Annotated in this window: 14 protein-coding genes; 8 read left to right on the plus strand and 6 right to left on the minus strand. The window is 69.3% G+C overall.

Going from position 1 to position 11,797, the window contains the following annotated elements; genetic code table 11:
• Positions 1–6: 6 nt before the first annotated feature.
• The 4 genes from QM621_RS09660 to QM621_RS09675 form a co-directional block, all read right to left on the minus strand.
• Positions 7–600, minus strand: a complete 594-nt coding sequence (locus QM621_RS09660) for a hypothetical protein (RefSeq protein ID WP_414990166.1) — start codon at positions 598–600, stop codon at positions 7–9.
• Positions 597–1,418 (minus strand): hypothetical protein, encoded by an 822-nt coding sequence (locus QM621_RS09665; protein WP_414990167.1) that lies wholly within the window; start codon positions 1,416–1,418, stop codon positions 597–599. The genes QM621_RS09660 and QM621_RS09665 overlap by 4 nt, the downstream gene beginning before the upstream one ends.
• A complete protein-coding gene (locus QM621_RS09670; protein WP_414990168.1) occupies positions 1,399–2,394 on the minus strand; it encodes a hypothetical protein in 996 nt (331 codons plus the stop codon). Before QM621_RS09670 ends, QM621_RS09665 begins: the two co-directional genes overlap by 20 nt.
• 63 nt (positions 2,395–2,457) lie before the next feature.
• On the minus strand, positions 2,458–3,495 hold the full coding sequence (locus QM621_RS09675; RefSeq protein WP_414990169.1) for a porin PorA family protein: 1,038 nt from the start codon (positions 3,493–3,495) through the stop codon (positions 2,458–2,460).
• Positions 3,496–3,693: 198 nt separating this feature from the next.
• Between QM621_RS09675 and dnaK the strand changes: the two genes are divergently transcribed.
• From dnaK to QM621_RS09715, 8 genes are all read left to right on the plus strand, one after another.
• Positions 3,694–5,541 carry a molecular chaperone DnaK gene (gene dnaK / locus QM621_RS09680; protein ID WP_414990170.1) on the plus strand — a complete coding sequence of 616 codons (1,848 nt, stop codon included), beginning with the start codon at positions 3,694–3,696 and terminating at the stop codon, positions 5,539–5,541.
• Positions 5,534–6,196: a nucleotide exchange factor GrpE gene (grpE, locus tag QM621_RS09685; protein ID WP_414990171.1), complete on the plus strand. Its 663-nt coding sequence runs from the start codon at positions 5,534–5,536 to the stop codon at positions 6,194–6,196. The genes dnaK and grpE overlap by 8 nt, the downstream gene beginning before the upstream one ends.
• Before the next feature lie 35 nt (positions 6,197–6,231).
• A complete protein-coding gene (gene dnaJ / locus QM621_RS09690) occupies positions 6,232–7,362 on the plus strand; it encodes a molecular chaperone DnaJ (protein WP_414990172.1) in 1,131 nt (376 codons plus the stop codon).
• Complete coding sequence (locus tag QM621_RS09695) at positions 7,359–7,757, plus strand: heat shock protein transcriptional repressor HspR (RefSeq protein WP_414990173.1); 399 nt, start codon at positions 7,359–7,361, stop codon at positions 7,755–7,757. The genes dnaJ and QM621_RS09695 overlap by 4 nt, the downstream gene beginning before the upstream one ends.
• Before the next feature lie 23 nt (positions 7,758–7,780).
• Positions 7,781–7,975, plus strand: a complete 195-nt coding sequence (locus tag QM621_RS09700) for a hypothetical protein (RefSeq protein WP_414990174.1) — start codon at positions 7,781–7,783, stop codon at positions 7,973–7,975.
• Positions 7,976–8,022: 47 nt separating this feature from the next.
• On the plus strand, positions 8,023–8,253 hold the full coding sequence (locus QM621_RS09705) for a hypothetical protein (RefSeq protein WP_414990175.1): 231 nt from the start codon (positions 8,023–8,025) through the stop codon (positions 8,251–8,253).
• Between the two features lie 73 nt (positions 8,254–8,326).
• The gene (locus QM621_RS09710; RefSeq protein WP_414990176.1) at positions 8,327–9,214 is read left to right on the plus strand and encodes a hypothetical protein; all 888 of its coding nucleotides are present in this window, start codon (positions 8,327–8,329) and stop codon (positions 9,212–9,214) included.
• Positions 9,215–9,326: 112 nt separating this feature from the next.
• Entirely contained in the window at positions 9,327–10,700 is a 1,374-nt protein-coding gene (locus tag QM621_RS09715) for an FAD-dependent oxidoreductase (RefSeq protein WP_414990177.1), read from the plus strand.
• 50 nt (positions 10,701–10,750) lie between these two features.
• Here the strand turns inward: QM621_RS09715 and QM621_RS09720 are convergent, their stop codons facing one another.
• On the minus strand, positions 10,751–11,167 hold the full coding sequence (locus QM621_RS09720) for a hypothetical protein (protein ID WP_414990178.1): 417 nt from the start codon (positions 11,165–11,167) through the stop codon (positions 10,751–10,753).
• Between the two features lie 38 nt (positions 11,168–11,205).
• Positions 11,206–11,631, minus strand: coding sequence for a very short patch repair endonuclease (locus QM621_RS09725; RefSeq protein WP_414990179.1), 426 nt, complete (start codon positions 11,629–11,631; stop codon positions 11,206–11,208).
• Positions 11,632–11,797: the final 166 nt, after the last annotated feature.

Consider the following 11,797-nt stretch of genomic DNA (forward strand, 5'->3'; position numbering starts at 1 on the left):
CCTTCCTCAGCCGACGGTCGCGGAGCCGCCGAGGCGCTTCCAGACGGCGGGCGGGATGGCGGCGGCCACGGCCGTGGCGAACGACAGCATCGCGTCGATGTGCTCAACGTGGAGCGAGCCGTCGGCCACCGTCACCAGCGACGACCCCTCGAAGCGCCAGGCGACCGGTGGCCAGGCGAGCAATGTCGAAAGGAGCGTGGGCAGCACGTCGTCGGCGAACTCCGGGGAGGGCGACCGGATCGCGTTGGCGTGGTCGAATCCGGCGTGGCCCGTCGTGACCGTCCCCCGGTGTCCGAGCAGTCGGCTGAGCGTGTTCCGCGGCGTCACCTCGAAGTCGGGGAAGGCGACGCCGAGGTCGAGCGTGACGATCTGCGACAGGCTCGTGGAGTCCATCTGCACCATCGAGTTGGGGTCGAGATGGGAGCTGGAGTGCCGACGCTCGAAGGCGAGGAAGCGCCGTCCCTCGTGCTCGCCGCGGACCACCTCGCGTACCTCGCAGCCGCCGAGGTCGCGGAAGTGCGCGGCCAGCGAGGTGTCGACAGCGACATACGACCAGCCGCGCCGCCGGGCGGCCTCGGCGACGGGCAGGGGCGGGGTCATGTCGGCCTCCGCTTGAGTCGGCCCAGTGCCCCGTCGAGCTGGCGCGGTCGGGCGATGTGCCGCTCGGTGGCGAAGGGGATCGGCGGAAGGTCGGCGCCCCAGACGCGGGCGAGGTCGCGCAGCCGCGACATCGCCGCGAACGCCCACGCCCACACCTCGGCGTCGCGGGTCGTGATGTCGCCGTAGTGGCTGTAGGCGAACAGCCAGTTCTCGTTCGCCTCGACGCTGAACGACTGACTCAGGTCGGCGAGCAATCGGGCCGCCTCGCCGTCGAGGAGGATGCGCGCCTGCTCCTCGTGCCCCTTCTCGCAGTGGGCGCGAAAACCGATGTCGGGGGGCAACTCGACCAGGGAGCCTCGGTCCCGGAACCGGTGGAAAGCGGAGTGGTCCGGTCCGGCACTCTGCTCGGCGAACGTGAGCATGCCGAGCGCCGTGATGGCGGCGGAGCCGACGTGCAGCGGCGTCAGCGCGCCGAAGGTCGAGCAGCTGATGAGCAGGCGCGGCAACCGCAGGTCGTGGCGCACCGCGATGTACCCCTGCCGCGACGGGACGAAGTCGTCGCTGCCGAGCCAGTAGCGCCAGCCGTGGTTGCCGAACTCGACGGCGGGCGGACTCGGGTACGAGATGACGTCTGTGCGGGTGTTGCGCAGGAGCAGGCTCGGCATGTCCCGTTCGCCGGGGTCGATCCACGACACATAGACGAGGTCGTTGGCCTTGGCGAAGGAGCCAATCGCCTTACCCCGTCGCCCCCGGCGTTGGCGGGTCAGGGCGGAGGCGTCGAACCAGAACTCGGGCGGCTCAGTAGTGGCCGGTGCCATTGCCGAAGATCCCATCCATGATCGTGGTGAAGCCGGGTGAGGGCTTGCCCCGCCGTATCATCCAATCCGGTGCAGGCAGGCACCGGTCGGTGTAGAAGGCGGGGCGTTCGGGGACGGCCGGGTCCCACAGTCCCAGGCGGTCGAGCACTTGGGAGGCCACCGAGAATACCCACGCCCACCGGTCGGCCTCGAACCAGGACACTTCGACGCTTGAGAGATAGAGGAAGATCCGGTTCTCGGTGATGCCGATGTCGAACGTCGCGCTCAGCTCCCCCATCAGCCGCAGCGCGTCGCCGGACAGGAACGCGCGGGCATCCGACTCGCGGCCAGGCTCGACGAAGGCCTGGAAGAGACGACCGGTCTCCGGGCCGAGGTCGAGCAGTTCCAACTTCCCGATGGCGGTGTGGAGCGTCCTCCCGTCCTTCGACCGGCCGCTCGGTGAGGCGGAGTCGGAGCCGCGGAAGTTCACGCCGAGGCTGGAGTAGTGGGACTTATCGGCGTAGATCCAGTGCCCGCGCGGCGGGGTGGCGTCGTTGGCGCGGGCGTCGAGGACCATGCGCGGGAGGCTGAGCGCGTGGTCGACGGCGATGTAGCCGAACAGCCATTCCACCCGCTGCACCGGCGAGTGGTGGTTGCCGAACTCGACGGTCGGCGGACCTTCCCAGGTGTAGATGTCGCGACGCTCTCCGAACCGGAGGATGCTGCCGGGAGTCGATTCATAGGAGTGACGCTCGAAGGTGAGGCCGTTGGCCTCGGCGAAGGCATCGTGCTTCGACGGCGAGTTCCACCAGTCGGCGACGATCTTCTTCGGGTTCAGTGCGCGCAGAGCACGGAGCCGGTCGGCCGGGGTGTCGCCTCCGCGCCAGGCCTCACGGAAGGCGCGCGGTCCCGAGCCGAGTTCGCCCGGCTCGCGCGGCGGCCAGTCCGCACCCCACATGGAGGCCTCGAACCAGTAGCCGGTCTCGTCGTCGGTCATGGACTCATCTTGCCTGCTCGCCCCCGCTCCCGCGAGATAGCCGGGCCGCTTCGCGCGGTGCGATCAGCCGCGACGCGAGCGCAGCAGACCGAGGGTCAGCAGCAACAGGCCGATGGCGGCGATGCCGAGCGGCAGGTAGACCTCCGCGAGCTTGATGAGGCCCGCGTTCGTGCCGGCGGTGTCGGCGAGCCGCTCGACGGCCTCCTCGTCCGACATCAGCTCGAGGCTGTTGAGGTCGAGCAGCGGGTAGTCGATGTCGCCGTCGAGCCCGGCGTACAGCGAGATCGTCTGCTCCTGGCCGGTCTGCAGCGGCGAGCCCATCTCCGTGTCGATCCACACCTTGGTGGTGTTGGTCGAGATGTACTTCGCGGGGACCTCGTCGCCGGTCTCGGCCAGGGCCTCGGCCAGCTCCGCCGGATCGAAGTCGAGGCCCTCGGGCGGGTCGGCGACGAAGCCGGCGACCGTCGCGGCCGGCAGCACCGTGCCGTCGGTCTTCATGGACTTTCCGACGCTCTCGCGCAGGGCCTCCAGGGTGCCCTCGGCCTTGACGGGGGCGACCGTCTGGCCCTCGAAGTAGTAGGCCTCGCGTCCGCCGATGGTCTCGGTCTTGACGTACTCGACGAGCTGGGCGCTGTCGGTGGTCGCGTCGTAGACCGTGAAGGCGTCGGTGCTCGGACGGCGCACATGCGAGATGACCATGCCGCCTTTCTGGTCGTCGACGCCGTCGACGCCCTCGATCTGCTCGTAGTCCGTGCGGCCGACCGCGAACTTCTTCTCGGTCGTGTTCTCGCCGCTGGGCAGCTTGGCCGTCGAGGTGCTGGCGATGATCGCGGTCGTCCCGTCGGTCTCGGTCACCTCGACCTCGCGCGTCGCGGTCACGTCGACCGGGTCGCCGAGCGTCAGCGTCGCGGGGTCGAGCTGGCGGGACTCGCCCTCGTAGTCGACGGTGCTGCTGAAGTCGCCCGGCAGCTGGGTCAGCTTCGGCGCGATCACGAAGACGACCAGCGCGGCGAGCACCATCAGGGCGAGCCCGAGGATCGCGAGGGCATGACCTCGGCCGGACGGCTTCTGGGCAGACGACTTGCTGTGGCTTTCGGCCATGACGAACTCCCTCTCGGAACAGATGCCGCCTCTCCCTAGGCGACTGACCCACGGTAGCCGCCGCCAGGGTCACGACGGATTTTCTTCGTCCAGACGGGAATGAACGGCCTCAGGGTCAAGTTGATACGATCAGACTCAAGTCATCTGACTGTCGAACTTCAACCCCACGCCACCCCCGATCCGCAGGAGGATTCACTCATGGCACGTGCCGTTGGCATCGATCTCGGTACCACTAACTCCGTCGTCGCCGTCCTCGAGGGCGGCGAGCCGACCGTCATCGCGAACGCCGAGGGCGCCCGCACCACCCCGTCGGTCGTCGCCTTCGCCAAGGACGGCGAGGTCCTGACCGGCAAGGTCGCCAAGAACCAGGCCGTCACCAACGTCGACCGCACGATCCGCTCGGTCAAGCGCCACATGGGCACCGACTGGACCACCGGCATCGACGGCAAGGACTTCACGCCGCAGCAGATCAGCGCGTTCATCCTGCAGAAGCTCAAGCGCGACGCCGAGGCCTACCTGGGCGAGCCCGTCACCGACGCGGTCATCACCGTCCCGGCCTACTTCAACGACCACCAGCGCCAGGCCACCAAGGAGGCCGGCGAGATCGCGGGCCTCAACGTCAGCCGCATCATCAACGAGCCCACCGCGGCCGCGCTCGCCTACGGCCTCGACAAGGGCGACGACCAGACCATCCTCGTCTTCGACCTCGGCGGCGGCACCTTCGACGTCTCGCTGCTGGAGATCGGCGACGGCGTCATCGAGGTCAAGGCCACCAGCGGCGACAACCACCTCGGCGGCGACGACTGGGACGAGGCGGTCGTCAACTGGATCGTCAGCAGCTTCAAGGCCAAGACCGGTATCGACCTGACCAAGGACAAGATGGCCATGCCGCGCATCCGCGAGGCGGCCGAGCTGGCCAAGATCGAACTGTCGAGCTCCACCACCACCTCGATCAACCTGCCCTACATCACGGTCCAGGACGGCACCCCGGTCTTCCTCGACGAGACGCTCACCCGCGCCGAGTTCGAGAAGATCACCGCCGACCTGCTCGAGCGCACCAAGGCCCCGTTCAACAACGTCATCCGCGACGCGGGCGTCAGCGTGAACGACATCGACCACGTCGTGCTCGTCGGCGGCTCGACTCGCATGCCGGCCGTCACCGAGGTCGTCAAGCGGCTCACCGGCGGCAAGGAGCCCAACAAGGGCGTCAACCCCGACGAGGTCGTCGCTGTCGGCGCCAGCCTCCAGGCGGGCGTGCTGGCCGGCGAGGTCAAGGACGTGCTGCTGCTCGACGTCACTCCGCTGAGCCTCGGCATCGAGACCAAGGGCGGCGTGATGACCAAGCTCATCGAGCGCAACACGACCATCCCGACCAAGCGCAGCGAGGTCTTCACGACGGCCGACGACAACCAGCCGTCGGTCGCGATCCAGGTCTACCAGGGCGAGCGCGAGATGGCCGCGGGCAACCAGTTGCTGGCCACCTTCGAGCTGACCGGCCTGCCCCCGGCGCCGCGCGGCGTGCCGCAGATCGAGGTCACCTTCGACATCGACGCCAACGGCATCGTCAACGTCTCGGCCAAGGACCGGGGCACCGGCAAGGAGCAGTCGATGACGATCACGGGCGGCTCGGCGCTGTCCAAGGACGACATCGACCGCATGGTCAAGGACGCCGAGCAGTACGCCGAGGAGGACCGCAAGCGCCGCGAGGCCGTCGACATCCGCAACCAGGCCGACTCGCTCGCGCACACGACCGAGAAGTTCCTGGCCGAGAACGGCGACAAGGTCAGCGAGGAGCTCAAGAACGAGGTCCAGGTCGACCTCGACGCGCTGAACGAGACGCTCAAGGGCGAGGACACCGACGCGATCCAGGCCGCCACCGGCAAGTTGGCCGAGTCGAGCCAGAAGCTCGGCGCGGCGATGTACGAGGCGGCTGCCGCCGAGGCCGCGGCCGGCGCCCCGACCGGCGGAGCCGACGACGTCACCGACGCCGGTGACGACGTGGTCGACGCCGAGATCGTCGACGACGAGGGTGAGACCCGTGCCTGACGTCGACCCGACGGCGCCCGAGGGCGCTCCGGAGCCGGGGGGGGCCGCCGAGCAGGCGGCCGCCCCCGCCCCCCCGGGGGGCGAGCCGACCACTCCGGTCCCGCCTCCGCCGCCCGTCGAGGAGCCGGTGGTCGAGGCCGACCCGGAGCCCGACCCGGTCGCCGAGGCGCGCAAGGAGGCCGCCGAGCGCACCGCCGACCTGCAGCGTCTCCAGGCCGAGTACCTGAACTACAAGCGCCGCGTCGAGCGTGACCGCGAGGTCGCCACGGCGCAGGGCGAGGCGAAGGTCCTGGAGTCGCTGTTGACGGTGCTCGACGACGTCGCGCGGGCCGACCAGCACGGCGAGCTGACCGGCGGTTTCAAGGCCGTCGCCGACGCCCTGCAGAGCGCGGTCGCCAAGCACGGCCTGGAGACCTTCGGCGTCAAGGGCGAGCCCTTCGACCCCGCGCTGCACGAGGCCGTGACGCACGCCGGCGAGTCGCCCGACGTCGAGGTGACCTCGCTCGACCTGGTCATGCGCACCGGCTTCCGCGTCGGCGACCGGGTGCTGCGCACGGCCGTCGTCGCCGTGGTCGACCCCGCGTCGACCCCGGTCCCGGCTCCCGCCGAGGAGCCCGTGCCCGGGCCGCCGGCCGAGGCGCCGACGACGGAGTGACCCGATGATTCGATCCACTGAGGGGAGGTGGCCCGGTGAGCGCCACTGACTGGTCCGGCAAGGACTTCTACCAGGTGCTGGGCGTGTCCAAGGACGCGTCGGCCGACGAGATCAAGAAGGCGTATCGCAAGCTCGCGCGCGAGAACCATCCGGACGCCAACCCGAACAACAAGGCCGCCGAGGAGCGTTTCAAGGACGTCTCCGAGGCGTACGCGGTGCTGTCGGACGCGACCAAGCGTCGTCAGTACGACGAGCAGCGCACCTTGTTCGGGCAGTTCAAGAACGGCTTCCCCGGTGGAGCGGGCGGCCCGGGCGGCGGTCCGCAGTTCGACTTCGACCTCGGCGACATCCTCGGCGGCGTCTTCGGGGGTCGTGGCGGCCGTCGTCGGCAGACGCAGGCCCGCCGCGGCGACGACCTCGAGTCCGAGGTGAGCATCGGCTTCACCGAGGCCGTCGAGGGCGTCACGGTCGGTCTGCGGCTGCCCAGCGACGAGGCCTGCGTGACCTGTCACGGCACGGGCGCCGAGCCGGGCACCGCCCCGTCGGTCTGCCCGAAGTGCCAGGGCAGCGGCATGCAGACCAGCGCCAACGGCGGCGTGTTCGCGATGACCGAGCCGTGTCAGCGCTGCCGGGGTCGCGGCATGGTCGTGGAGCATCCCTGCTCGACGTGCACGGGATCGGGCCGCTCGCCGTCGAGCCGCACCATCCAGGTGCGGGTTCCGGCGGGCGTGCAGGACGGCCAGAAGATCCGGCTCAAGGGCAAGGGCGGGCCCGGTGTCGGCGGCGGACCCGCGGGCGACTTGATGCTGCTGGTGCACGTCACGCCGCATCCGCTGTTCGGCCGCAAGGGCGAGCATCTGACGCTGACCGTCCCGGTGGCCTTCGACGAGGCCGCGCTCGGCGCCGACATCACGCTGCCGACGATGGAGGGCGGCACGGTCACCATGCGCATCCCGGCGGGCACCCCGCACGGCCGCACCCTGCGGGTGCGGGGCAAGGGCGGCGTGGCCCGCTCGGGCCGTCGCGGCGACCTGCTGGTGACGGTCGAGGTGTCGGTGCCGGAGTCGCTGACGCCGGAGCAGCAGCGAGCTGTCGAGGCGCTGCGTGCGGCCCGTGGCGGTGACGATCCCCGAGAGGCGCTGTTCAAGGCCACGGTGTCGTCATGAGCTCGATCCCCTTCACCCCGCCCGGCGCCGACGCCAAGGTGTTCGTCATCAGCGTCGCGGCCGAGCTGTCGGGGCTGCACCCGCAGACCCTGCGCACCTACGACCGGCTCGGGCTCGTCGAGCCCGGCCGGACGGGGGGCGGGGGGCGCCGGTACTCGCTGGCCGACGTCGCCCTGTTGCGCCGTATCGCCGACCTGACGTCGGAGGGGCTGGGGCTTGAAGGCGTCAAGAGGGTGATCGACTTGGAGCGCCAGGTCGCGGCGCTCTCGGCTCGGGTCGTCGAGTTGGAGACCGAGCTCGACGCCGCCCACCAGGCCCTCCGCACCGTCCCCAACCTCCCCGTCCTCGCCGCCGGGTCGCACGTCACGCTGTACCGCCGCCGCTCATCGTCATGACCGGTTGGTAGCGTCTTCGACGGTTGTCCGCACAGCGCTTCTTCCAGCTGATGACGTTGAACGCTGTTTGTTATTCGCTGTATTCGTGGCTGTTGGCGTCGCGTCTTCCGTTCGCGCTGAACGTTGTCGTCACGCTGCTGAGCGGGATCGCTCTGGTCCTTCTGCTGCGGGAGGCCATGAAGTACGACGAGTGGGCGGAGGACGAATCGCCACGCTGACGACTGGCCGTAGGCTGGGCCGGGGTCCGCTGATGAGGAGAAAAGCCATGGAGAGCCGGTCGCGTGTGCTGCGGTTGTTGCGGCAGCGGTGGTTCCAGCTGACGCTCCTGCTGATGGTGGTGACGATGGTGCACTACTGGTTCCTGTCGGCGCTCCTCCCGTTGGCGGTGAACTTCACCATCACGGTCCTGAGCATGATCGCCCTGGTACTCCTGCTGCGGGAGGCTTTCCGATACGACGGCTGGGTCGACGGCGGCGAGGACGAGTCGTTGCGCTGATCGCTCATAGCGGTCTGCTTGCCTGTGGATAACGTGGGTGACAGCCTCGGCGTTCTGCGTTTGAGTCGGACGCATGCCGTCTGCAGAACATGAAGCAGTCATCGAGTTGATCCGGCTCTCCCCGGAACTGGTGACGGATCTGTTGTCGTCCCGGTTCGGGGTGAGTCTGTCCGAGGGCCTGACGACGACGCCTTTCTCCGAGGCGGCGCGGGTGGTCCGGCCGCGGACGTTCCACGCGGACGCGGCGTTCGTGTGCGCGGCCGCGGGCGGCGAACCGGAGCTGGCGGTGGTGTTCGAGGTGCAGCGGTCGTTCGATCCGGGCAAACGCGAGACATGGCGGCTGTACCTGTCGCATATCGAGAACGAGACGAGGGCTCCGGCGGCCTTGGTGGTCTACTGCCCGGATCCGCGAGTTGGACAGCGGTATCGGGAGATGGCCGCGACCGATGGGATCAGCCTGGTGCTACGGCCGTTCATCGTCACCCCGGACGATTTACCGCTGAGGACCGATCCGCAGGAGGCCGAACAGTATCCCGAGCTCACCGTGTTCGGTCTGGTCGCCCACATGGGGGAGTCGCGGATCGATGAGGCCTTCCCGGCCTATGCGGCGGCGATGGGCGCGTTGCGCGCGAGGCTGGGCGCCGACCAGACGGCGGCCTACCATGATCTTGTCAAGGCGGTCATGTCCGGGACGACCAGTGACGAATGGAGCAGGTACATGAGCAGCGCACTGACGGAGCACCGTTGGCTGAGCAAGGACAACCAGATCGCTCACGCGAAAGGCATACGCAAGGGCAAGGCCGAGGACTTGCTGCTGATCCTGTCCGTGCGCGGTGTCGACGTCTCCGACGAGGCGCGTCAGCGGATCGCCGCGACCACCGACCTCGCCCAGCTCGACGCCTGGCTGCGCGCGGCCGCTACGGCCGACCGTCTCGACGAGGTTCTGGGCGACGAGGGCTGAGGTCATGTGATCTGCGCCACTGGGTGGATATTCACATCGCGGACGGGATTTCACGGGAGTTGGCGCAGAGCTTTAGGCTTGCCTTCGTTGTCCTCACTCCAGGAGTTGCCGTATGAGCAGGAAGCTGCGTGTCGGAATCGTCGGCGCCGGGCCGGCCGGCGTCTATGCCGCTGACATCCTCACCAAGTCGGATCTGCCCGAGGGCTTCGACGGCGTCGTCGTCGACATCCTCGATCGTGACCCGACGCCCTTCGGCCTGATCCGCTACGGCGTCGCGCCGGACCACCCGCGGATCAAGGAGATCATCAAGGCGCTCAAGCGCGTGATGAGCAATGAGTCCATCCGCTTCTTCGGCAACGTCAACTTCGGCGTCGACGTCAAGCTCGACGAGTTGCGGCCCTTCTACGACGCCGTCGTCTTCGCCACCGGCGCCCGCCGCGACCGCGGCCTCGACATCCCCGGCCTCGACCTCGACGGCTCCTACGGCGCGGCCGACTTCGTCTACTGGTACGACGGCCACCCCGACGTCAGCCGCGAGTGGGACTTCCAGCCGCACGCCGAGTCCATCGCCGTGCTCGGCGTCGGCAACGTCGGCCTCGACATCGCCCGCATCCTCGCCAAGACCGCCGACGAGTTGCTGGTCACCGAGATCCCCGACAACGTCTACGAGGGCCTGAAGAAGAACGCCGCCAAGGACGTCCACGTCTTCGCCCGGCGCGGCCCGGCGCAGGTCAAGTTCACGCCGATGGAGCTGCGCGAGCTGAGCCACTCCCCCACGATCGACGTCGTCGTCCACCCGGAGGGCTTCGAGTTCGACGAGGGCTCGATGGAGGCCATCCGCGCCGCCAAGAGCCAGAAGCTCGTCGTCGACGTGCTGCAGAACTACCTCGCCAAGGAGCCCTCGGGCGCCCCGCACCGCATCCACATCCACTTCTGCCAGAACCCCGTCGAGATCCTCGGCGAGGACGGCAAGGTCGTGGGCCTGCGCACCGAGGTCACCGAGCTCGACGGCACCGGCAACGTCCGGGGCACCGGCGAGTTCAAGGACTGGCCGGTCCAGGCCGTCTACCGGGCGATCGGCTACTACTCCGACCCGATCCCCGACCTCCCCTTCGACGAGGCCAAGGGCGTGCTGCCGAACGACGGCGGCCACGTGCTCGATCCGGCCGGCGAGAACATCCCCGGCGTCTACGCGACCGGTTGGATCAAGCGCGGCCCGGTCGGCCTCATCGGCCACACCAAGTCCGACGCCGCCGAGACGATCCGCATGCTCCTGGAGGACGCGCCGGCGCTGTCGGCCGCCGAGCAGGCCGAGCCGGAGGCGCTCGACCGCTATCTCGACGGCCGTGGCGTCGAGTACACGACCTGGGAGGGCTGGGAGAAGCTCGACGCCCACGAGGTCGCCCTCGGTGAGAACGACGCCCACCAGCGTGAGCGCAAGAAGGTCGTCGAGCGCGACGAGATGGTCGCCATCTCGCGCGCCTGAGCGCACAGCGACTCGCCCCCGTCAGCACCGCTGGCGGGGGCGAGTCGCTTTTACGGCGTCGGCGTGGCGGACGGTTCGGCGGGACTCTCGCGCAGGACACGCACGTGGCAGCTGGCCGGGTCGCCCTGGGCGCTCAGACCGGTGACCTCCAGCGGGGCCGCGCCGCCCGGCTGGATGTTCTCCACACGGGTGCGCTGAGCGAGCCGCTCGGCGCCGTCGACCGGTCCGATGTAGACGTCGACGGTGAAGGATGCCGGTTCGTCGCCGCTGTTCTCGATCACGCCGGTCGCGTTCCACAGGCCGTCGGAGCCCGCCGCGCAACTCAGGTTCGACAGCGCCTCGGGGGCCGCCGAACTCGTGGCCGTCGCGGTGGGCGTCGGGTCGCCGGACGCTCCCGACCCGCCGCCGCAGGCGCCGAGCGCGAGGGTTGAGAGCAGTGCGAGGGGCACGACGACGAGGCGCGACATGGGTCCATCTCACCATGTCGGCGGCGGTCGTCGGAAAGCTACTGTCGGGTTCGCCGCGCGCGGACCTCGCGCTCGATGCGGGCCGCGACGGTCTCGGCGGGCTCGTGCTCCCAGAAGCGGAGCACGGTCCAGCCGCGTTCGGTGAGGATCGCCGTGGTCTCGCGGTCGCGTTCGCGGTTCCGGTCGATCTTGGCGCTCCAGTAGTCGCGGTTCGTGGCGGGCACGCGATAGTGGTCGGGGCAGCCGTGCCAGTAGCAGCCGTCGATCAGCACCACGACTTTCGTCGGCCCGAACATCAGGTCGACGGTGCGTCGCAGGTCCTTCTCGGGGCGGGCGGCGACGCGATAGCGCAGACCCTTCGCGTGGACGAGCCGCCGTACCGCCAGCTCCGGCGAGGTGTCGCGACTGCGGTTCGCCCGCATCGATTTCCGCGTCGCCTCGCTCGACGCCCACGACTCGGGCATGACCGCACTGTACGAGATCGGCGCCGGCGCCGACGTCTGTCTAGTGGTGTGGCTCGCAAATAGGTATCTGTTTGTGTTGTAGGATGGAGCATGCGTTCTCCGGCAGCCCCCTTGAAGGTCTCCGCCTCCCAGCGTGAGGTGTTGGTCAAGGTGTCGCGTTCATCGA

The organism is Aeromicrobium sp., from assembly GCF_047606445.1.
GTDB lineage: Bacteria > Actinomycetota > Actinomycetes > Propionibacteriales > Nocardioidaceae > Aeromicrobium.

Excerpts from the sequence above, each read along its gene's own strand:
- QM621_RS09710 (WP_414990176.1), top strand. The coding sequence starts at position 8,327 with ATGCCGTCTGCAGAACATGAAGCAGTCATCGAGTTGATCCGGCTCTCC.
- QM621_RS09715 (WP_414990177.1), top strand. The coding sequence starts at position 9,327 with ATGAGCAGGAAGCTGCGTGTCGGAATCGTCGGCGCCGGGCCGGCCGGC.
- QM621_RS09705 (WP_414990175.1), top strand. The coding sequence starts at position 8,023 with ATGGAGAGCCGGTCGCGTGTGCTGCGGTTGTTGCGGCAGCGGTGGTTC.
- QM621_RS09720 (WP_414990178.1), bottom strand. The coding sequence starts at position 11,167 with ATGTCGCGCCTCGTCGTCGTGCCCCTCGCACTGCTCTCAACCCTCGCG.
- QM621_RS09695 (WP_414990173.1), top strand. The coding sequence starts at position 7,359 with ATGAGCTCGATCCCCTTCACCCCGCCCGGCGCCGACGCCAAGGTGTTC.
- QM621_RS09675 (WP_414990169.1), bottom strand. The coding sequence starts at position 3,495 with ATGGCCGAAAGCCACAGCAAGTCGTCTGCCCAGAAGCCGTCCGGCCGA.
- dnaK (WP_414990170.1), top strand. The coding sequence starts at position 3,694 with ATGGCACGTGCCGTTGGCATCGATCTCGGTACCACTAACTCCGTCGTC.
- QM621_RS09670 (WP_414990168.1), bottom strand. The coding sequence starts at position 2,394 with ATGACCGACGACGAGACCGGCTACTGGTTCGAGGCCTCCATGTGGGGT.
- QM621_RS09665 (WP_414990167.1), bottom strand. The coding sequence starts at position 1,418 with ATGGCACCGGCCACTACTGAGCCGCCCGAGTTCTGGTTCGACGCCTCC.
- QM621_RS09725 (WP_414990179.1), bottom strand. The coding sequence starts at position 11,631 with ATGCCCGAGTCGTGGGCGTCGAGCGAGGCGACGCGGAAATCGATGCGG.
- QM621_RS09660 (WP_414990166.1), bottom strand. The coding sequence starts at position 600 with ATGACCCCGCCCCTGCCCGTCGCCGAGGCCGCCCGGCGGCGCGGCTGG.